General features: G+C 45.2%; 23 protein-coding genes and 1 other annotated feature. Of the genes, 21 read left to right on the top strand and 2 right to left on the bottom strand.

Features of this window, described 5'->3' with window-relative positions; genetic code table 11:
- Positions 1 to 55 precede the first annotated feature (55 nt).
- Positions 56 to 1651, bottom strand: coding sequence for a phosphoglycerate dehydrogenase (serA, locus tag OM416_RS04905; protein WP_264927540.1), 1596 nt, complete (start codon positions 1649 to 1651; stop codon positions 56 to 58).
- 199 nt (positions 1652 to 1850) lie between these two features.
- Positions 1851 to 2081, bottom strand: a binding site (T-box leader).
- Positions 2082 to 2416: 335 nt separating this feature from the next.
- On the opposite strand from serA, the gene OM416_RS04900 reads away from it, so the two are divergent.
- Genes OM416_RS04900 through OM416_RS04890 form a run of 3 tightly spaced genes read left to right on the top strand, consistent with a single transcriptional unit; the run spans position 2417 to position 4286 of the window.
- A complete protein-coding gene (locus OM416_RS04900) occupies positions 2417 to 3010 on the top strand; it encodes a CPBP family intramembrane glutamic endopeptidase (RefSeq protein ID WP_062835217.1) in 594 nt (197 codons plus the stop codon).
- The gene (locus OM416_RS04895; protein WP_062835216.1) at positions 3007 to 3459 is read left to right on the top strand and encodes a hypothetical protein; all 453 of its coding nucleotides are present in this window, start codon (positions 3007 to 3009) and stop codon (positions 3457 to 3459) included. The genes OM416_RS04900 and OM416_RS04895 overlap by 4 nt, the downstream gene beginning before the upstream one ends.
- Positions 3460 to 3488: 29 nt before the next feature.
- The gene (locus OM416_RS04890) at positions 3489 to 4286 is read left to right on the top strand and encodes a metallophosphoesterase (protein WP_264928812.1); all 798 of its coding nucleotides are present in this window, start codon (positions 3489 to 3491) and stop codon (positions 4284 to 4286) included.
- A 45-nt stretch (positions 4287 to 4331) separates the two neighbouring features.
- Here the strand turns inward: OM416_RS04890 and OM416_RS04885 are convergent, their stop codons facing one another.
- Positions 4332 to 5228, bottom strand: coding sequence for a polysaccharide deacetylase family protein (locus OM416_RS04885; RefSeq protein WP_264927536.1), 897 nt, complete (start codon positions 5226 to 5228; stop codon positions 4332 to 4334).
- Between the two features lie 94 nt (positions 5229 to 5322).
- Here OM416_RS04885 and OM416_RS04880 point away from each other — a divergent pair, with 94 nt between their 5' ends.
- From OM416_RS04880 to OM416_RS04795, 18 genes are all read left to right on the top strand, one after another.
- Positions 5323 to 5676 carry a hypothetical protein gene (locus OM416_RS04880; RefSeq protein WP_264927534.1) on the top strand — a complete coding sequence of 118 codons (354 nt, stop codon included), beginning with the start codon at positions 5323 to 5325 and terminating at the stop codon, positions 5674 to 5676.
- Between the two features lie 187 nt (positions 5677 to 5863).
- The gene (locus tag OM416_RS04875) at positions 5864 to 6478 is read left to right on the top strand and encodes a genetic competence negative regulator (protein ID WP_062835212.1); all 615 of its coding nucleotides are present in this window, start codon (positions 5864 to 5866) and stop codon (positions 6476 to 6478) included.
- Between the two features lie 43 nt (positions 6479 to 6521).
- Positions 6522 to 7217 carry a glutamic-type intramembrane protease PrsW gene (gene prsW, locus OM416_RS04870; RefSeq protein WP_062835211.1) on the top strand — a complete coding sequence of 232 codons (696 nt, stop codon included), beginning with the start codon at positions 6522 to 6524 and terminating at the stop codon, positions 7215 to 7217.
- A gap of 118 nt (positions 7218 to 7335) precedes the next feature.
- The gene (locus tag OM416_RS04865; protein ID WP_167350887.1) at positions 7336 to 7506 is read left to right on the top strand and encodes a hypothetical protein; all 171 of its coding nucleotides are present in this window, start codon (positions 7336 to 7338) and stop codon (positions 7504 to 7506) included.
- Positions 7507 to 7629: 123 nt separating this feature from the next.
- Positions 7630 to 8976, top strand: a complete 1347-nt coding sequence (gene ypeB, locus OM416_RS04860) for a germination protein YpeB (protein WP_264927530.1) — start codon at positions 7630 to 7632, stop codon at positions 8974 to 8976.
- 149 nt (positions 8977 to 9125) lie between these two features.
- Complete coding sequence (locus OM416_RS04855; protein WP_264927528.1) at positions 9126 to 9779, top strand: flagellar brake protein; 654 nt, start codon at positions 9126 to 9128, stop codon at positions 9777 to 9779.
- Positions 9780 to 9842: 63 nt separating this feature from the next.
- Positions 9843 to 10067: a hypothetical protein gene (locus tag OM416_RS04850; RefSeq protein ID WP_264927525.1), complete on the top strand. Its 225-nt coding sequence runs from the start codon at positions 9843 to 9845 to the stop codon at positions 10065 to 10067.
- A gap of 103 nt (positions 10068 to 10170) precedes the next feature.
- A complete protein-coding gene (gene cmk / locus OM416_RS04845) occupies positions 10171 to 10875 on the top strand; it encodes a (d)CMP kinase (protein WP_264927523.1) in 705 nt (234 codons plus the stop codon).
- Positions 10872 to 11459, top strand: a complete 588-nt coding sequence (locus OM416_RS04840) for a lysophospholipid acyltransferase family protein (RefSeq protein WP_062835206.1) — start codon at positions 10872 to 10874, stop codon at positions 11457 to 11459. The genes cmk and OM416_RS04840 overlap by 4 nt, the downstream gene beginning before the upstream one ends.
- 141 nt (positions 11460 to 11600) lie before the next feature.
- Positions 11601 to 12815 carry a 30S ribosomal protein S1 gene (gene rpsA, locus OM416_RS04835; protein WP_062835205.1) on the top strand — a complete coding sequence of 405 codons (1215 nt, stop codon included), beginning with the start codon at positions 11601 to 11603 and terminating at the stop codon, positions 12813 to 12815.
- 185 nt (positions 12816 to 13000) lie between these two features.
- A complete protein-coding gene (der, locus tag OM416_RS04830; protein ID WP_169482442.1) occupies positions 13001 to 14323 on the top strand; it encodes a ribosome biogenesis GTPase Der in 1323 nt (440 codons plus the stop codon).
- Positions 14324 to 14334: 11 nt separating this feature from the next.
- Positions 14335 to 14958 (top strand): glycerol-3-phosphate 1-O-acyltransferase PlsY, encoded by a 624-nt coding sequence (gene plsY / locus OM416_RS04825; RefSeq protein WP_264927519.1) that lies wholly within the window; start codon positions 14335 to 14337, stop codon positions 14956 to 14958.
- Entirely contained in the window at positions 14951 to 15991 is a 1041-nt protein-coding gene (locus OM416_RS04820) for an NAD(P)H-dependent glycerol-3-phosphate dehydrogenase (protein ID WP_264927517.1), read from the top strand. The genes plsY and OM416_RS04820 overlap by 8 nt, the downstream gene beginning before the upstream one ends.
- A gap of 102 nt (positions 15992 to 16093) precedes the next feature.
- Positions 16094 to 16369: a stage VI sporulation protein F gene (locus OM416_RS04815; RefSeq protein WP_017687687.1), complete on the top strand. Its 276-nt coding sequence runs from the start codon at positions 16094 to 16096 to the stop codon at positions 16367 to 16369.
- A gap of 173 nt (positions 16370 to 16542) precedes the next feature.
- On the top strand, positions 16543 to 16722 hold the full coding sequence (locus OM416_RS04810; protein WP_017687688.1) for a DUF2768 family protein: 180 nt from the start codon (positions 16543 to 16545) through the stop codon (positions 16720 to 16722).
- A gap of 83 nt (positions 16723 to 16805) precedes the next feature.
- Complete coding sequence (locus OM416_RS04805; protein WP_264927513.1) at positions 16806 to 17423, top strand: hypothetical protein; 618 nt, start codon at positions 16806 to 16808, stop codon at positions 17421 to 17423.
- A gap of 17 nt (positions 17424 to 17440) precedes the next feature.
- Positions 17441 to 17791 carry a 2Fe-2S iron-sulfur cluster-binding protein gene (locus OM416_RS04800; RefSeq protein WP_074095650.1) on the top strand — a complete coding sequence of 117 codons (351 nt, stop codon included), beginning with the start codon at positions 17441 to 17443 and terminating at the stop codon, positions 17789 to 17791.
- 46 nt (positions 17792 to 17837) lie between these two features.
- The gene (locus OM416_RS04795) at positions 17838 to 18617 is read left to right on the top strand and encodes a DUF3939 domain-containing protein (protein ID WP_264927511.1); all 780 of its coding nucleotides are present in this window, start codon (positions 17838 to 17840) and stop codon (positions 18615 to 18617) included.
- Positions 18618 to 19056 lie beyond the last annotated feature (439 nt).

Below are 19056 nucleotides of genomic sequence, written 5' to 3'. Positions count from 1 at the left end.
AAGAGACGGACCCTTTGGGGTTCGTCTCTTTTGAATTTTACTGAATGATAAGCAACTATTCCAACACGATTTCAACGGCTGTATTAATTTCTGGAAGGGCAGCGAGCTGAACAAGAACATCTTTGGGAACGGCTTTATCCACGGTCAGGATCATGATGGCAGCACCACCAATGATTTTCCGACCCACTTGCATGGATGCGATGTTGACCTCATTTTGTCCAAGCAGAGTTCCTACACGTCCGATAATACCTGGTTTATCGTTATGGGAAATCAAGATTTGATGACTTTCCGGAGCGATATCTACCGGGAATTTGTCCAGGCGAACAATACGTTCTCCGTAACCTGCAAGCAATGTACCTGCTACACGGCGTTCCTCAGCATCCTGAGTTGTAACCAAGGTTACGGTAATCAGGTTAGTAAATCCTTTGGTTGCAGAGGTTTGGCTTACAACCACATTCAAATCACGGATTTTGGCCAAATGCATGGAGTTGACGATGTTGGCTTCCCCACCCAAATGTCTTGCCAGGATACCCTTTACAATGTAACGAGTGAGAGGAGATGTATCTACTTCAGAAAGCTCACCAGCGTAGTCGATCCGAATCTCCTGCACAGCATTTTGTGTAATCTGTGCTGCAAAACTACCCAACGTTTCACCCAGTTTGAAATAAGGCTGCAATTTGTTCATAACAGTTGGTGCAACAGCCGGCATGTTAACTGCGTTCTTGAACGGTTCATTGCGCAGAATGTGAAGAACTTGTTCAGAAACGTCAATCGCTACGTTTTCTTGTGCCTCAACAGTGGATGCACCAAGGTGAGGTGTGACAATAATGCTAGGGTGATTCAGGAATGGATGGTCCTGAGCAGGTGGTTCACTTTCAAATACGTCAAATGCTGCTCCAGCAACAATGCCTTCGTCAATTGCTTCCACAAGTGCCATCTCGTCAACTACTCCACCACGGGCACAGTTGATGATACGCATGCCTTTTTTCATAACTTCGAATTGTGGACGTGAAATCATGTGCCGTGTTTCCGGTGTTAATGGCGTGTGAACGGTCATGAAGTCCGCATTGCGAATGATATCATCTACACTAGCCAGCTTCACTTGCAGCTTCTCGGCACGCTCCTCCGTGAGGAACGGGTCGTAAGCAAGAATGTCCATTCCGAATGCTTTGGCGCGCTTGGCAACTTCACTACCGATCCGTCCCATGCCCAGTACACCTAGCGTTTTATTTCTTAATTCCACACCCAGGAAGGTTTTACGATCCCACGTACCTTGAATGGTTTTGGCATATGCCTGAGGAATGTGTCGTGCCAGAGCCATCATCATGGCAAACGTGTGCTCACAGGTTGTGATGGTATTGCCATCAGGTGCGTTAATAACGATGATACCACGCTGTGTAGCAGCTTCCAGATCGATGTTATCTACACCAACGCCTGCACGTCCGATCACCTTAAGGTTGGCACCAGCCGTCATAATACGATCTGTAACACGAGTCTGGCTGCGAACCAAGAGGGCATCATAATCACCAATAATGGCAACAAGTTCATCTTCACTAAGACCGGTTTTCTTCTCAACAACAACATCATTTGCATCCACCAGTTGCTGGATCCCCAGATCACTGATTGGGTCCGACACTAACACTTTGTACATGGTTTCTTCCTCCTTAGGTATGTGTATCTATATCGTCAAGGTCTGACCTCTGCGAAGAGGTATTCCTTAAAACCAGGTTAATTCTTCCGCCCAACAACGCGGTGTCGCAGCAGAGGGGGAAGGTGAAGCAAAAAGAGTGATCCCACAGATATCCTTTAAAATAAATCAAAAAACTCTCAATCCACATACTGCTTGCGCAATAAGGGACGAGAGTTGTCGTGGTACCACCCTAATTCACCGCCGTTTCGCAACGACAGTCTTAGCGGTCAATGAAGACCGAAGAGGATAACGGGTCTAAACCGATTGCACCTACTCCAATTTCAATGCAATAACTCAGGAGCGCTCAAGACCATTTGCCTGCCACCGATTCACACCTACCATCGGCTCTCTGGAAGACGAAGCAACGTCTTTTTTCCATCATCGTGTTTAACGTGACTAATTTTTTCATAATGTATCATGGCTGACATGAGCATGTCAATAGGCTTAAATGTTTTAAAATGTTTTGCAGATGTCTTTAGATTCACACATAAACAGAGTCACCATAAGTAATACAATAGTTAATAGACCTATGACAAGAAGATGGAAAGTAAGCTGTTTGGTGAACTGAATTTTACTGCTTTAATGAAGTAATGGCACGGACATATAACCAGGACTTGGGGCAGGCCTTGAACCTAATTGGTTTTTTGGCTATCATTTAGTATACTATCCGATTGGACAACGTAATTGTTATCCATCAAATTTAACTCAAGAGGACAGACGCATCCGATGAAAAAATTCAAGTTTCCCAAGTTCAAGATTCAGAAGGCTGAGCCACAGCAGCTTACAGAGCGTTTGCTTTTAATCAATCTATACTTTACACAAGGTCTGACACTGATAATCGGGGTTGTATGGATTTTACTACAGAAACGAAACTTGTTAGATGTACTCGCATGGCCCGACAATTACCAATTTATATGGTGGGGTCTTGGTCTTGCTGGCGTAATGCTTGTTATGGACTTGGTACTGTCGTATGTTATACCTCAGGAAAGCATGGATGACGGTGGAATTAATGAGATGTTGTTCCGTGGGCGTCCGATCTGGCACATTGTATGTATAGCAGCCATTGTAGCTGTATGTGAGGAATTATTATTCCGTGGAGCCATTCAACATGCCATCGGTCCTTACTGGACGAGTATTTTATTTGCAGTTATCCACATTCGTTATTTGCGGCACTGGATTCCAACAGGATGGGTGTTTGTCTCAAGTTATGGATTGGGTTGGATTTACATGCAATCCGGCACATTATGGGCGCCTATATTATGTCACTTTATAATTGATTTGGTGTCTGGATTAGCGATACGTTTTCGGAGGGGATCATGAATCAGCCATTAAGCAGAATGAAGACATATGGCAGTCAGCGCCATCGTCAATCGGATAAAAAAGAGACATCCGAGCGTCAGGTGGCTTCTCAAGTAAGCCTGGTTGCTGAAACGGCAGCGGCTGCTGAAGTTGGGGGAATCACACCAATAACTTCCGTTTCCATACCTAGATCACAGCGAAAGCCCTATACAGAAACGCTGGAAAGTCCAGTATTACCACAGAGAGCACCATCACGCTCCAAAAAAACGCCAAAAACAACGGAAGAATCGATCCCCGAAGCGGGTTCGCTTCCTACACGGACAGAATTACATCCTTCACGTCGGTTAAAATTGAGCAAGAGGTTTGTCAATTCACTCATTTTTATTTTTGTCATGTTAACGATTAGTCTGGTTTGGTGGGGGGTAAAAGGGGCACCCGCTCTGAATACGTTCCTTCCATTGCCGTGGTAATGCTATTCATCGCAGGTTTAATCATTTTGATGGGAGTTGTACTATTTTTTCATATGTGGCGTGAAGCCCATGTTCATCAAGTGATTGAAGAAGAGGTTGAAGTTCCTCATCTGCCACCATCCTTTGACGGGGCTATGATTTTGTATGTATCCGATACGCACAAGCGCAAGCTGAAACAGAAGGATCTGGAAAATTATAAAAACAAGGTGGACTGGGTTCTGATCGGTGGGGATGTTGCGGAAAAAGGAATCTCATGGTCCATAGTTAGACATAATATGAAACTCTTATCGAACATTGCTCCTTCTTTTACCGTGTATGGAAACCATGATAAGAGGGCTGGTACCGCTCAGCTTGCTCGAATCCTTCGGGAATCGGGCGTTCAGCTCCTTCAGGATAGCGTGGAATATCTGAGTAGGGGCAACGACAGAGTGAGCCTGATCGGTATAGACTATCGTTCCAAACAGGGAGATGTATTGTTAGAGCAGGTCGGCGACCATTTTTGCAAAATAGCCATCGTTCATGATCCTTTACAGGCCCTTCGCTTGGAGCAAAATGCAGATCTTATCTTGAGCGGCCATACACATGGCGGACAATTGGTATTACCTTTTTTCGGACCTGTGTTCCTGAGCAAAGCGTATCGTCCCATATCGAATGGGTGGTACTCCCTGAAGCGCAGTCCGGAGGACGTTCATCAAGAAGGCAAAATGCTGGTTAGCAGAGGATACGGTACCAATCATCTTCCTCTCCGACTAGGTTGTCCTGCGGAGATGCACATCATTACGTTAAGAGTGCCCGCGGAAAAAGCACTCACAGAAAAACAGCCTTGATCCATTGGATCAAGGCTGTTTCATATTGATGCGCAAAATTACGAATTAACGAGCTTCCAATTCAATTGCACGCGGATCGACAAAGGAATAACCTTTCTTTTCGAGCTTGGTCAGCAACTCATCCAATGCTTCAACCGTCCATGGCAACTCGTGCATCAAAATATTGCTTCCGGGATTTAACTGGTCCAGTACATTTTGAATGACTTTTTCCGGTTTGTTTTTGGTGCTTTTATCCCAATCAAGCGAACCATTAGACCACGTCATGTATAACATGCCATTTTTTTTCACAGTAGCCTTCAGTGCATCATTACCCGATCCAAAAGGGGGGCGGAAGAATTGCGGTTCTTCCCCGATGGTGTCCTTCACTATTTTCTGGACGTCTGTAACCTGTTTTGCCGCCTCAGCGTTAGACATTTTTTTGAGATCCTCATGATCCCAGGCATGATTGCCTACAATCTGCCCCCGTTCATGGATGAGTTTGAGCAATTCTGGATGGCTTTTCACCCGATATCCATTGACGAAAAATATCGCTTTAGCGTTATGTTTATCTAAAGTGTCGATTAGTGAAGTAATCATTTTTTCTTCTTTGGGTCCATCATCAAAAGTTAACAAGACCACTTTGCTCGGGCTCGTGTCATCGTTCGGTTTAATATAATAATTTTCATTCATATGATACGTTTGTTCCACTTTCTCTTCTGCAGAACCCTGCTCCGCAGGTTCAGGTTCTTCTTCTGGCGCAGTTGATTCCCCCGTTGAAGGCTTGGTCACGCCCGTTCCGGGTTCTCCTGTTTCAGTTAAGTAAGAATCACTTTGCTCTTCTTGAATTGTGGTAGTGGGTTCGCTCGCTGGTGCGGAATTTTCTGATGTTTTTTCTTCCGCTGCCCCACAGGCTGATAGCAGCAAACTTGCAGCTATAATCAATGCGGCGGTATGTCTGAACATGATTTCAACTCGCTTTCCTGTATTTATACGGAATGAGATCGCTCACTCCCGCAAACACTACATGTGATTTTAACACTTAAAGGAGGTTGGTGTAATGAAGGCGTCATCCTTTTTTTGGGGCATTGTAATTGGCGTTGCAGCCAGCTCGTGGCTGTCCAAAGGCAGATTGCCCATGCTGTCTTCGGGTTCATCTCGAAACATGATGGATCAGGCAAAACATAAGATGATGGAGATGACTTTCCCGGGTATGGATGGGTTCACCAGCAAGCAAAATCAACATGGTGAATCACACAAAAACCCAGCAGCAAAAAGCGCAAGCACAATCACTCCGCAGGAAAAAGAAGCGAACATGAGCATGCTCAAGGATTTTATTAAGACGAATCCGGATGTGAAGCATGAAGTGGAGCAAATTTTAACTCAAACAAACACAACAGTACCGGGTTTATAAACCAAAACCTCCAATTAGAATCATCCACAGTATTGATTTGCTGTGGAATGATTCTTTTTTTGTCGATTTTACTTCGTGCATTTAGAGGTATAAAATGATAACATAACTACATAGATTTATTTTCAGCACATATTGTTTTGTGCTTCATAATCTGTTATAAGACTTGCTTATAAAGGGGAGATCCTGTATGAAAATAGAACGACTAAGTCACGATAAGATACGGATTTTCCTGACCTTTGACGATCTGAGCGAGCGCGGAATACAAAAAGAAGATATGTGGCAGGAAATACCTAAGGTTCATGAACTGTTCACTGAAATGATGGATCAGGCCTATTCCGAACTTGGATTTGATGCCACTGGTCCACTTGCTGTCGAAGTATTCGCACTTCCCGCTCAAGGGATGGTTGTCATTGTCACCCGTGGAAAATATGATCCGCAACAATATGGTTCAGGTCATGAAGATGATCTTCCTGAAGAAGTATATGAAATGGAAGTTACACTCGAGCAAAGCGATTCCATCGTTTATGCGTTCAAGGACTTTGAAGTGCTCATTGAAGCTGCACATATGTTGCGTCAGCATGTTACGGATGCTGGGAGACTTTATTCTTATAAAGACAAGTGGTTCTTGCATTTGGAACCAGACGAGGTGGATTCCACCAAACATGCGGCATTGATTGCCTTGCTTGCTGAATTTGGTGAAGGTTCTTCCGTTACTCCAGCAGTTATGGAAGAGTATGGTAAGGTTATTATTTCTGAACAAGCGATTGATGTTATCTGCACCCACTTCAAACGCCAGGATTAATCTCTAGTTGTAATCGCGTCTTTAGTCAGAGGAGGGAATTTCGGTGCTTTTGTTTTCGGTCTTAGCGGCAGCAGTTGCCCCGGGTCTCGCCTTGTTAACATACTTTTACCTGAAAGACCGTTATGATTATGAGCCACTTCATATGGTATTGCGGGTTTTCCTCATGGGGATTCTGATGGTACTGCCTGTGATGATTATTCAGCGTGGCATGATGATGTGGCTCGGGGATAATCCTTATCTTGAGGCTATTCTGATCTCAGGTGGTGTGGAAGAATTCGTCAAATGGTTCGTGCTTTATCATATCATCTATAATCACACCGAATTTGATGAGCCGTATGACGGAATCTTATATGCAGTTGCTGTTTCACTTGGATTTGCCACTGTGGAGAATGTGTTGTATGCCTTTGCGGGGAATGCATCCGTCTCAGCCATGTTCCTCCGGGCACTGCTCCCTGTTTCAGGGCATGCCATGTTTGCGGTAATTATGGGGTACTACATGGGCAAGGCCAAGTTTATCGGTGGCAAGAAAAAGCGGTGGTACCTGGTTCTTTCTCTCGTGTTACCTTTTTTCTGGCATGCATTGTACGATGTCATCATGAATACCATGGTAAATCATTGGTTGTGGTTTATAGCGCCACTAATGGCGGGCCTATGGTATGGGGCAATGGGTAAAATCACACGCGCCAATAACCGTTCTCCTTTTCGTTTTGTGAAGCGGGAGGAAGAGGTTAAATTATAAAAATACGGACACACTGGTGGACATGAAGCGCATATTGCGCCTGCGGCCCTGGTGTGTTTTTATTTTTTTTGCGAAAAAAACTCCCGGGGAATGACCAACAGAAACGGGGATCGTTGTGATGAGAATTAAAATTAAAATCAGATGCAAGCAATGCGGTGAACGTTTTACATTACGAGGCAAGAAAGAGCGTGGCCGGATTGAGACGGGATTCAAGCAGTGCCTCTGTGATAACAGGGACCAATTCGAAATCGAAGAGGAAGGCATGGCAACCGGGGTTCAATTGAATTAAAAGTAGTACCCAAACGGTGCTTTAGCAGCCTGCTTGTGTAAGGACTGGAAATCGCATGCATAAGAGATCTTTCTTCGATCCACAATAGAGGTAGTGGTTTTTAGAAGAAAGGAGACTTTACTTATGTATAAACGATTAAGTTCAGTTATGTTTCCGATATTTGCGGTCCTGCTGGTCGGTGCGCTCGTATGGGGCTATCAGGAGAATCAGGAGAAGAATGCAATACTGATCAAGGCAGAAAATCAATATCAGCGTGCCTTTCACGATTTATCTTTTCATATGGACAAATTACATTCGGAGATTGGTAACACTTTGGCGGTTCACTCCACATCACAGGGGATGCATCGCAAAGGTTTGATGAATGTATGGCGACTCACCAGTGAAGCTCAGAATGAGATCAACCAACTGCCACTCACCATGCTGCCATTTAACGAGACAGAAGAGTTTCTCTCGCGTATTTCCAACTTTGCCTATCGGGCGTCGATGCGTGACTTGACGAACGAACCGCTAAGTGAGAAAGAAATGGGTAACCTGAAAAAGCTGTATCAGAATTCATCCGAGATTACCAAGAATCTGCAGGATGTGCAGCAGAAAGTCCTCACAGACCGTTTACGCTGGATGGATGCGGAGACTGCTATGGCAACGCAAGAGCAAACGATGGACAACACAATCGTCGATGGATTTCGTACCGTAAACAAAAAGGTGCAGGAATACCCGGAGCTTGATTGGGGTCCTTCCGTATCTAATATTTATGCAAAACGATCAGTCAAAAAACTGGACGGCTTGCCGGTGACCAAAGAACAGATTCAGAGCAAGGCTGCGAAATTCTCTGATGCGGACAATAGCAAAATCCAAGTGCAGGAGAACGGTAAAGGAACAGACTGGGAGTCCTACACGGCCACGATTGATCATGCCAAGAATGGCAAACTGATGATGGATTTCACCCGTAATGGCGGAATGCTGATCTCTTACAGTGATACACGTCCGATTGGAACCAAAAAAGTATCTCGTCAGAATGCCATGGCTAAAGCAGATCAGTTTCTAATGAATAAAGGCTATAAGGATATGAAGGCTGTAAACTACGATGAGTATGGTAACTTGGGGAACCTTACTTATGTGCGCAAGCAAGGGGACACCTTGATATATCCTGAAAAAATGTCTGTTCGCGTTGGATTGGATACAGGGGAAGTAACTGGCTTCCAGGCGAGTGACTTTGTCTACGAACATAATGACATGCGCAAAATTCCGAAAGCAACTCTTACGGAGCAACAGGCGCGGCAAAAGCTTAATTCGGAGTTCGAAGAAAATTATGTTCGCAAATCCCTGATTGAAAATGATTACAGCAAAGAGGTATTGTGTTATGAGTTTGGAGGGAAAATCAACGGTTCCCGTTACCGGATTTACATTAATGCAAATACAGGTATAGAAGAAGCGGTTGAGGAGATCAAACCGGTCAACGCAACCTCATAAACAGCTGGTGTTCTCTGAATTTCAATCGCACAAAAAATTACGGCAGACCACGATGTGGTCTGTTTTTTTTCTTGTTCAATGTGAGAAAGGTCATGGTATAATAGTCCTTGTACATACGAAGATAAATACATAAAGTGGCGGTGAACCAATTGTTTCCTAAAATAAATGAGATTTTATACATCCAGATTGCTTCGGCAGATGAAAAAGAGGAAAACAAAGAGTACAAATCACGCATTGCAGATATGGATGACAGCAGTTTTCTGATTGAGGTCCCGATGCAACAGGGAAGCAGCCGTCTGAAAAGGCTCTTTTTTGGCGAGGAATTGTCCATTTCATATATTACGGAGGATGGAGTCCGGCATTATTTTAATACCTATGTCACCGGATTTGAAGAGGATGTGGTCCGTCTTGTCCGTATCCGAAAGCCGCTCCCAAACGAGATATCCAAAATTCAACGCCGCAGCTTTCTTCGTGTTCATGCAAACCTTGAAATGGCCATCCAGAGTGAAGATCTGACCCGTACCGTGGGATTGACTGAAGATATTGGTGGCGGTGGATTGTCCATCTATGGCGAAGCAGGATTTTCAATAGCTGAAGGCCAAAAGCTGAAATGCTGGTTGCTTGTTCCATATCGCAATTCAACAATTGAACATGTGAACTTTGAGGCTGAAGTCGTTCGGATCAAAACACTGGAAACCGGTAGACTACTGTGCATGTTGAAATTTGTGCAGATTTCAGATTCGGAACGTCAGAAGATCATCAAATTTTGTTTTGAACGTCAATTGGATTACCGTACGAAATAGGAATGTTTTGGCATAAAAAGAGCAAACTGCGGGTACCGTAATGGAAAAAACGGAGGATCTGTCATGAATCATCGTCATGCAACCCGCAGATATGAACGGCTCTACTATGTTTTCTTCAGGCGAATGGAACGGAGGGTTCTGATTCTGATCACAGCTCTTTTAATCTTGCTTGTGGTGTATCAATTGCTGTTGTTGGTACCAGGTTTCAAAAAGAATATGACCACTATTGATCGACTGGAAGGAACGCCAATTCAAGTGCAAACGATGATTGATCACGAACGTCGTTGATTTGTCTGTTTTTGCATCCATGTGTAGAGTGTGGTATAATTTTCACGATGCAGGCAATGCCTGTTTTTTTATTGAGGTTTATCGTTTGAGGAGGAATGCCCCGTTGGCAAGCCAGAACACATCAGAGAACGGGAAAATGAACGTTGCAATTGACGGACCTGCCGGAGCCGGGAAAAGCACGGTGGCCCGATTGGTTGCAGAAGCGCTCGCGTATGTCTACGTCGATACAGGCGCAATGTACCGTGCGGTAACCTTGCATATGCTTCGGAAAGGTATTACACCGGAAGATGTGACACAGGTACTTCAGGAAGCCCAAAAGCTGGTCATTGATTTACAACCGGATCCCGACGGACAGAAAGTGTTCTGTAATGGGGAAGAAGTAACCTCGGAAATCCGCTCCCGTGAAGTGACGGGAATCGTGTCCCGATATGCGCAAATCGAGGGGCTGCGTACGCAATTAGTGGATACTCAGCGGCAAATGGCTTTGCGCAAGGGCGTCGTCATGGATGGACGCGATATCGGAACGACAGTATTGCCCGATGCGGAAGTGAAAATCTTCATGACTGCCAGTGTGGAAGAGCGTGCGCTTCGCCGCTTCAAAGAACTGGACCCCTCTGAAGGACTGACGTTGCAACAACTGGAGCGAGACATTGCCACCCGTGACAGATTGGATGAGAGTCGGGAAATTTCCCCGCTTCGTTGTGCTGAGGATGCTATCGTTCTTGATACAACTAAGATGAACATCCATGAAGTGGTTGACAAAATCGTATCTTATTGCACAATGGTCAGAGGAGAGATCGGTCTATGATTTACACATTTTGCAGCACATTACTGCGGATCATTTACACCATTCTTTTCCGCTTGGAGGCCGTTGGACGGGAGAATATTCCGAAAGAAGGCGGCGTACTTTTATGTTCCAATCATATTAGTAACTTCGATCCTCCAACTGTTGGTATCAAAATTCGCCGTCAGGTGCGCTTCATGGCCAAAAGCGAATTGTTTGAAATTCCGGTACTCGGCCGAATTATTAAAGCCGTGGGCGCTTTCCCCGTTAAACGTGGAGGTGTCAGCAAGGAATCCATCAAGACCTCACTCAATATTTTGCGTGATGGTGAAGTGCTCGGAATCTTCCCCTCGGGAAGCCGTCATAATGATGGAGGTATCGGCAAAAAAGGAGCAGCGAGTTTTGCTCTCCGCAGTGGCGCTACAGTTATTCCTACTGCTATTATCGGTAACTACAAGGTTTTTCGTAAGATGAAAGTTGTATACGGAGCACCCGTAAGTTTGGACGAGTTCAAGGAAGACCCATCTGGAGAAGCTCTGGAGAAAGCGACTGAGAAGATTATGTCCAAGATTAACGAAATGGTGCAAACGGGCGTGCCTAGCAAGTAATGGCTTCGTCAGTAGCTGAGTGCATGTTTCCATATTTTTGAGGGAGACTAAGTAGTAGTACTCAGTGATGAAAGTGTTTTGAACTCTGCTACAGGCAGGTTTGAATATAATGGGGTTTTTGAATTGAGGAGGGTATTTGACATGTCGGAAGAAATGAAAAATCAAGAAGCAACCCAAGATGAGTTGGATCAATTCGTTTCCTTGAAAAAAGGAGATACCGTAAAAGGAACCATCGTCAAATTGGAAGATAACCAAGCCTATGTGAGCATTGGATATAAATATGACGGTGTCATTCCAATTCGTGAACTGTCTTCATTGCATGTTGACAGCGCGTCTGATGCAGTAGAAGTTGGACAAGAAGTTGAAGCTAAAGTTCTTAGCATCGACGACGAGAAAGAAAAACTCGTTCTGTCCAAACGTGCAATCGACAGCGAAAACGCATGGGATCAATTGCAAAAGCATTTTGAAGACCAAGACGTATTCGAAGTTGTTGTAGGTGACGTTGTTAAAGGCGGTCTGGTAGCAGACGTGGGCGTGCGTGGATTTATCCCGGCTTCCATGGTTGAACGCCATTTCGTTGAAGACTTCAGCGACTACAAAGGACGCACACTGCGTGTTAAAGTGAAAGAGATCGACCGTGAGAACAACAAAGTGATCCTTTCCCAAAAAGACGTACTGGAGCAAGAATTCGAAGCAAACAAAGCGACTGTTATGGCTGGTTTGCAAGAAGGTCAAGTCATCGAAGGTACAGTACAACGTTTGACTCAATTCGGCGCATTTGTTGATGTGGGCGGAGTTGACGGTTTGGTTCACGTATCCGAGCTAGCTTGGACACACGTTGAAAAACCATCCGACGTTCTGTCTGAAGGCGATAAAGTTAGTGTGAAAGTGCTGAAAGTTGACCCTGAAAAAGGCAAAATCAGCCTGAGCATGAAAGCTGTTCAACCAGGTCCTTGGGAAACAGCTAGCGAAAAATTCAATTCCAGCGATATCGTAACAGGTGTTGTAAAACGTCTGGTAGACTTCGGTGCATTTGTTGAAATCGCTCCTGGTGTTGAGGGACTTGTGCATATCTCGCAAATCTCCCACAAACACATCGGCACTCCTCATGAAGTGTTGAAAGAAGGACAGGAAGTTCAAGTTAAAATCTTGGACATGAACCCTTCTGAGCAACGTGTAAGCTTGAGCATCAAAGAAACAGAAGAAGCTCCAGCTCAACCACAAAAATCAGAAAGACCTGCAAGAAACAACGCTCCACGTGAAGAAATCAACAATCCAAACGTTTCCTTGAACAATCAAGGTATGAGCACTACGCTCGGCGAACTGTTTGGTGACAAACTCAGCAAATTCAAATAAGTTAACAATGCATGGTTCTTAGTTATATACTGCATATTTTGCTGAATAATAAAAGCAAGATCGGCGAGCCCCAGGCGGGTTCGCCGATTGTTTTTATTGCGAGTATTTTGGCATGAAACGTTAGCCAAGACATATCTTTTTTGCTATGATGAGTATCGTAAGTATGGACAGGAGGAGTGGAATGTATGGCAAGACCCGTTGTGGCAATTGTCGGACGACCGAACGTGGGTAAATCCACCATTTTCAATCGGATCATCGGCGACAGACTGGCCATTGTGGAAGACAAGCCGGGCATTACCCGTGACCGAATCTACGGAATCGGCGAATGGAACGGTAAACCATTCAGTATTATTGATACAGGTGGTATCGAAATTGATGGTGAGGATGTCATCTTAAAATCAATCCGGATGCAAGCAGAGCTCGCTATTGAAGAAGCGGATGTTATTGTATTCATGTGTGATGCAAAAGCAGGAATCACGCAATCGGATGAAGAGGTCGCAGAAATGTTGTACCGCTCAGGCAAACCTATTGTTGTAGCCGTTAACAAAGTGGATAATATCGGACGAAGTGAGCTCATTTATGAGTTTTATGGGTTCGGTTTCGGTGAGCCCATCGGCGTATCCGGAAGTCACGGTACAGGTGTAGGTGATTTGCTTGATGCGATTGTGGAGAAGTTGCCTGAACTTGAGGAAGAGGTTTACGATGAGGATGTCATTCGTGTAGCTCTGATCGGACGCCCTAATGTGGGTAAATCTTCACTGGTTAACGCGATTCTGGGTGAAGAGCGTGTCATTGTAAGTGACGTGGCTGGAACGACCCGGGATGCGATTGATACACCTTTTGAAAAAGACGGCCAACGTTACGTGCTGATTGATACAGCAGGTATGCGTAAGCGCGGTAAAGTATATGAAACAACCGAGAAATACAGTGTAATGCGTGCCATGCGTGCGATTGAGCGTGCAGATGTTGTTCTGATTGTCATTAATGGTGAAGAAGGCATTATTGAACAGGACAAGCATATTGCAGGTTATGCATTTGAAGCTGGTAAAGCGTCTTTGTTTGTCGTAAACAAATGGGACGTGGTAGAGAAGCATGACAAGACGATGAAAGAGTTTGAGAAGAAAATTCGGGATCACTTCCTGTTTATGACTTATGCTCCGGTCGTATTTTTGTCAGCCCTCACAAAACAACGCTTACAAAAACTGTTGCCAGTTGTAAAACGTGTAGCGGACCAACACTCGTTACGTGTACAAACGCATCTGCTTAACGATGTTGTATCGGATGCAGTAGCTATTAACCCTCCGCCAACGGATAAAGGACGGAGAATGAGAATTAACTATGTGACTCAGGTTGCCGTTAAGCCTCCGACCATGGTTGTTTTTGTGAACGATCCGGAATTGATGCACTTCTCATATGAGCGCTATCTGGAGAATAAAATCCGTGCAGCGTTTGATTTCGAAGGAACACCAATTCGCATATTTACTCGGAGGAAGTCCGACGAAAGTTAGGGGAGAAGTGTGTGATTTTACAAATCGCAGCGATTGTACTGAGTTATCTGCTCGGTTCAATCAGCTTTAGTGTCCTCCTTGCCAAAGCGATACGGGGGATCGATATTCGTCAGCACGGAAGCGGAAACGCAGGAGCTACCAATACGTTGCGTATTTTGGGTAAAGGACCGGCAATTGCTGTTCTGCTGCTTGATGTACTTAAGGGTGTTGTAGCTGTATGGATTGGAATCTGGCTGGGCGACGGTTCTGCATGGATTCCTGCACTCAGTGGTATAGCAGCCATTGCAGGACATAACTGGCCGCTTTACTTCCATTTTCGTGGAGGAAAAGGGATTGCGACGGCTATTGGTGTTCTGTTGAGCCTTGCTTTCCTGCCTGCGTTATGTGCTGGGGTGATCGCCATTCTGTCTATTGTATTGACACGATATGTTTCATTGGGATCTTTGATTTTTGTAGCATTTACACCCATTTTTATTTTGGTATTACCCGGATATTCAATGAATATCTTCTGGGGGAGTCTGATTATTTGTCTGTTTGCGTTCTGGAGACATCGTACCAATATTGCGAAGCTCGCCAAAGGACAGGAAAATAAATTGGGATCGAAAAACCCTGGAGGGGGTAAACGAGTTGTCTAAAAAAGTTGCTGTTCTGGTCGCCGGGAGCTGGGGAACGGCTCTGGCCAGTGTACTCGCTGCAAATCAATTAGATGTGATGATGTGGACACGTGGTGAAGACCAGGCTACGGAAATTAATAACAAGCACACCAATACTCGCTATCTTCCGGATGCAGAGCTTTCACCACGAATTCGGGCAACAACTGATATGGAAGCTGCGGTGGAAGGCGCCATAGCTGTGTTAATTGTTGCGCCTTCTTCAGCCATGCGTGCAGTTACGAATCAGCTTAAGGCTTATTATAAGCCTGAGATGTTAATCATTCATGCAACCAAAGGTTTTGAGACAGAAAGCCTGAAACGGATGTCCACAGTCATTTCAGAAGAGTTGGAATGTGAAGAAGGGCGTGTTGTTGTCCTTTCTGGCCCAAGCCATGCGGAAGAAGTGGTGAAACGATGCCCAACGACAGTGGTTGTGGCCTCACTGGATAAGGGATCTGCCGAGGCGGCCCAAGCTCTGTTTATGAATGCCTATTTCCGTGTTTACACGAATCGGGACATGCTTGGTGTTGAACTTGCAGGTGCATTCAAAAACATCATTGCTCTGGGTGCAGGCATGTCCGATGGTCTTCAATTCGGTGATAATGCCAAAGCAGCGTTGTTAACTCGCGGTCTGGCAGAGATCACACGTATTGGTGTGGAGATGGGCGCAAATCCGTTAACGTTTTCGGGACTTGCTGGAATCGGAGATCTGGTTGTAACGGCTACAAGTCAGCACAGCCGGAACTGGAGAGCGGGTTCCATGTTGGGCCAGGGACAGAAGCTGGATGATGTCCTGAAGTCGATGGGCATGGTGGTGGAAGGCATTCGAACCACGCAAGCTGCCTATTTCATCTCGCAAAAATACGGTGTGCAAATGCCGATTGCGGATCAGTTGTATCACGTTTTATTCCAGGAGAGACAGCCGCGTGATGCGGTTGAAGCCTTGATGGGACGTGACCCGAAGACTGAAATGGAAGTCATGAAGCTTGAAACCTGGGAGCAGTGGCATTCTTGATTGTAATTACCTAAACGTACCTTGTGAAATAAGAAGCTTATTCACCTTTTCTGTGGCGGACTCATACTATACACATGAGTATTGCCGGAGGAGGGGAGACGAATGGGTAACAACATTTCGAAAGATGCACTGAATGCAATCAACAAGAAAACGGGTAAAACGATAACAGAAGGTGCTGTCAAGAAATTGGCAAGCACGGTAAAACCAACAACGATCCAGAATGAAGCTCAGTTGCGTCAATTGATCAAACAAGTATCCGCCATGGCGAAAGTTCCGGTATCTGAGGATACAGTTAAGGATATTGTGAGTGCGGTCAAGAAAAGCGGATTGAATCCAAGCAGTATGGAATCGTTAATGAAAATGATGATGAAAAAATAATAGATCACGCCTGCTCGTGCAGGTGATCCAGTAAGACAAAAAGACGAGTCGGCTCCTACCGGCTTGTTTTTTTGTCTTTTTTTTGGAAAGTTAAGCTGAATTTCGTGTTATAATGGTTGCAATTGTCACAGTGTCAGTGATGAATATCGGACTGAAGGGGAGACTGCTGGATTATGAGCGCAATGGACAAGATGTGGCTGTCATTGGTCGCCATCCTCATTATGGGACTATCTGTATTCCTGATTACGTTTGCTCGTGCCAAAACAAAAGGCATTGTACGGGGGATTCTTTCTTTGATTGCATTTTTGATTATGCTGATTGGCTTTTTCGGTGGAATCGCATCTCTGACCTGATTTCCTATGCCTGAAGGATAACATCCGCATAAGCACATCATAAGAACTGACACAATGAACACGGATGAGGGGAGTGTGAGCCTATGGGGCCGCATGATACGGAGGGTCGGACAGAGCGTTATCCGGAATTACACGCGGCTTTGCTGGAAACGGCCAAAGCCTGGAACACACAGCCACAGACATGGTTGCTTGGAGGAAGCTGTGGGTTGCTGCTTCAGGGGGTGGAGTTGCAACAGGCTCCCAGAGATATTGATATCTATGCGGATGTTGCTGCTGCTAAGGAACTTCACCGATTCGCTCCGGGGGTAATGCTTGACGAGCCTACAGTGGATAAGACAGGACCTTATGCTTCTCTGCTGAGCCACTATCAGGTTGGAGCATGTGCGCTGGAACTGGTTGGTGGTTTCGAAATCTGGGCTCGCAAAAGCTGGTACCGTATCGAGATTGAACATGTACTTGCTCCGCATGCACCAGTAGCACAAGTGGGTACGTATACCCTGCGACTGATGCCGCTTGCGCATGAGCTGTTGTTTAATCTGCTGCGAGGTCGTGAAGATCGGTATGTACCCATTGCAAGACAGATGCGCGAGCAACCGCATGAACATCAACCTATAATGACGCTGTTAAGTCAACAGAATGTATGGACAAGCCGCTTCAGAGCCGAAGTGGAAGAACTCGTTGGCTTTGCATGGCCCCAGTAGGTTGAAGGAGGAAAATGATGGACTATAAAGTTACTTTTTTACCCATGAACAAATCGATAGCGCTCAAACCAGGTGCAACACTTCTGCATGCAGCACGACGTGCCGGAGTCAAGATAACGACCCGTTGTGATGGTAAAGCGGCTTGCTTGATGTGCAAAGTGAACGTGGACGAAGAACATCGGGCGGAACTGTATCCACCAACTGATGCAGAAAAGCGTAAGCTGGGTTCACTGTTGGAAGCAGGTACACGACTGTCCTGTCAGGCCAAGGTGTGTGGATCTCTATCGGTTCATGTTCCAGAGGACCCGCTGAAGGCAGCCATTCGGAAACAACTGGAACGTCAGCAACAGGAAGACGACTGGTTCTGAGCGTTATGAAATTGATTCTCTAATGAGTTATTCAAGGAGGATACGGATGATTAGAAACAAGCCAGACTGTGTTAAAGGGAGCGGACGGCAGCGTCTTATGCATCAGATGGGCGGTCTACTGTTATTCCTGTTGTTTGCTTTTACAGCAAGTGGTTGTATGTATCCATCCCAAAGCAATTCGGACCCCAAGATCGCCTATCGGGAAAGTGTGAGTCGTATCCAGAGTGCGGTAGAGACATTCCAGCAAGATGAGGGGATTTTGCCAATCATCAATGCAGATATGGCTACGCCAAAATATGAGAAGTTCAGAGTCGATCTGCCCAAGTTGAAACAACTGGGGTATCTGGATGAAATACCGGGGACTGCTTTTGAAAGTGGTGGGAGCGCTTACTTCCTTATTCAGGACGAAGAAGTGAATCCGACCGTTAAAGTGATGGATCTTCTGACCGTACAGAAAGTAAACGATGTGCAACGAATAGTTAATCAGTATAAGTCCGTACATAACAATAAGCTGCCAAGCGGGGAAGAATTGTACCCGGGGTTATATGCTGTGGATATGGCGCAGGCTGCTCAGGCAGGTACTCCTTCCGTTACGCTGAATAGTGTATATTCGGGCCAGGCCTTACCTTTTATGATGGATGACGAAGGCAAGGTCTATGTGGATTATGCTTTTGATATTATGCAGGCGGTGGAAAAGTCTGAAGTGTCTCCGGCGGAGAATGATGATGTTCGCGATTTTCTGGTGGAACATTCCTACTTCGTACCCGTTAAATCGGTTCCCTACGCTTGGCAAAATAATGCTCCTGTTGCACAGCTAATAAAATAAGCATGGTTGCCATTCAAATGATCTAACGGTATAACAATTATGGCTCCAATGGTTCAAAAAGAGATATTCCAAATAAGGGATATCTCTTTTTATATTCTGAAATGATGAGCAGTAACCGTCATAAAAGCTTCATGGATCACATAAAGTAGATTGAAATAAAGACGCGCAGTCCGAGATCGGGGGATTCTCCTAATGTCATCACCATAAGATAAAAAAACAAAAATACGCGTCATATTGCCGCATACGGATACATAAGATGATACTAGTCCAATTGCATGTACGAGTTAACGCCGCTCTCGCCGGTTTCATCAGAATGCAACGTTCGGCGGCGGACGACTTCCGGGCACTCACAAAGGCGGCTCTACCGTTGCAGGGATTTCAGTCTTCTGATTGAAAAAACGAAGCGGATGCTCTTTAGCATTTTTCCTTCGGAGTAATT

The organism is Paenibacillus sp. LS1 (assembly GCF_026013365.1).
Classification (GTDB): Bacteria; Bacillota; Bacilli; order Paenibacillales; family Paenibacillaceae; genus Paenibacillus.
The sequence above is the reverse complement of the archived record's forward strand: the minus strand, read 5'-3'. Positions and strand labels throughout refer to the sequence as shown.

What these genes read in the sequence shown, in the direction of transcription:
- serA (WP_264927540.1), bottom strand. Translation starts at nt 1,651, where the DNA reads ATGTACAAAGTGTTAGTGTCGGACCCAATCAGTGATCTGGGGATCCAG.
- OM416_RS04900 (WP_062835217.1), top strand. Translation starts at nt 2,417, where the DNA reads ATGAAAAAATTCAAGTTTCCCAAGTTCAAGATTCAGAAGGCTGAGCCA.
- OM416_RS04895 (WP_062835216.1), top strand. Translation starts at nt 3,007, where the DNA reads ATGAATCAGCCATTAAGCAGAATGAAGACATATGGCAGTCAGCGCCAT.
- OM416_RS04890 (WP_264928812.1), top strand. Translation starts at nt 3,489, where the DNA reads ATGGGAGTTGTACTATTTTTTCATATGTGGCGTGAAGCCCATGTTCAT.
- OM416_RS04885 (WP_264927536.1), bottom strand. Translation starts at nt 5,228, where the DNA reads ATGTTCAGACATACCGCCGCATTGATTATAGCTGCAAGTTTGCTGCTA.
- OM416_RS04880 (WP_264927534.1), top strand. Translation starts at nt 5,323, where the DNA reads ATGAAGGCGTCATCCTTTTTTTGGGGCATTGTAATTGGCGTTGCAGCC.
- OM416_RS04875 (WP_062835212.1), top strand. Translation starts at nt 5,864, where the DNA reads ATGAAAATAGAACGACTAAGTCACGATAAGATACGGATTTTCCTGACC.
- OM416_RS04865 (WP_167350887.1), top strand. Translation starts at nt 7,336, where the DNA reads ATGAGAATTAAAATTAAAATCAGATGCAAGCAATGCGGTGAACGTTTT.
- ypeB (WP_264927530.1), top strand. Translation starts at nt 7,630, where the DNA reads ATGTATAAACGATTAAGTTCAGTTATGTTTCCGATATTTGCGGTCCTG.
- OM416_RS04850 (WP_264927525.1), top strand. Translation starts at nt 9,843, where the DNA reads ATGAATCATCGTCATGCAACCCGCAGATATGAACGGCTCTACTATGTT.
- OM416_RS04840 (WP_062835206.1), top strand. Translation starts at nt 10,872, where the DNA reads ATGATTTACACATTTTGCAGCACATTACTGCGGATCATTTACACCATT.
- rpsA (WP_062835205.1), top strand. Translation starts at nt 11,601, where the DNA reads ATGTCGGAAGAAATGAAAAATCAAGAAGCAACCCAAGATGAGTTGGAT.
- der (WP_169482442.1), top strand. Translation starts at nt 13,001, where the DNA reads ATGGCAAGACCCGTTGTGGCAATTGTCGGACGACCGAACGTGGGTAAA.
- OM416_RS04815 (WP_017687687.1), top strand. Translation starts at nt 16,094, where the DNA reads ATGGGTAACAACATTTCGAAAGATGCACTGAATGCAATCAACAAGAAA.
- OM416_RS04810 (WP_017687688.1), top strand. Translation starts at nt 16,543, where the DNA reads ATGAGCGCAATGGACAAGATGTGGCTGTCATTGGTCGCCATCCTCATT.
- OM416_RS04805 (WP_264927513.1), top strand. Translation starts at nt 16,806, where the DNA reads ATGGGGCCGCATGATACGGAGGGTCGGACAGAGCGTTATCCGGAATTA.
- OM416_RS04800 (WP_074095650.1), top strand. Translation starts at nt 17,441, where the DNA reads ATGGACTATAAAGTTACTTTTTTACCCATGAACAAATCGATAGCGCTC.
- OM416_RS04795 (WP_264927511.1), top strand. Translation starts at nt 17,838, where the DNA reads ATGATTAGAAACAAGCCAGACTGTGTTAAAGGGAGCGGACGGCAGCGT.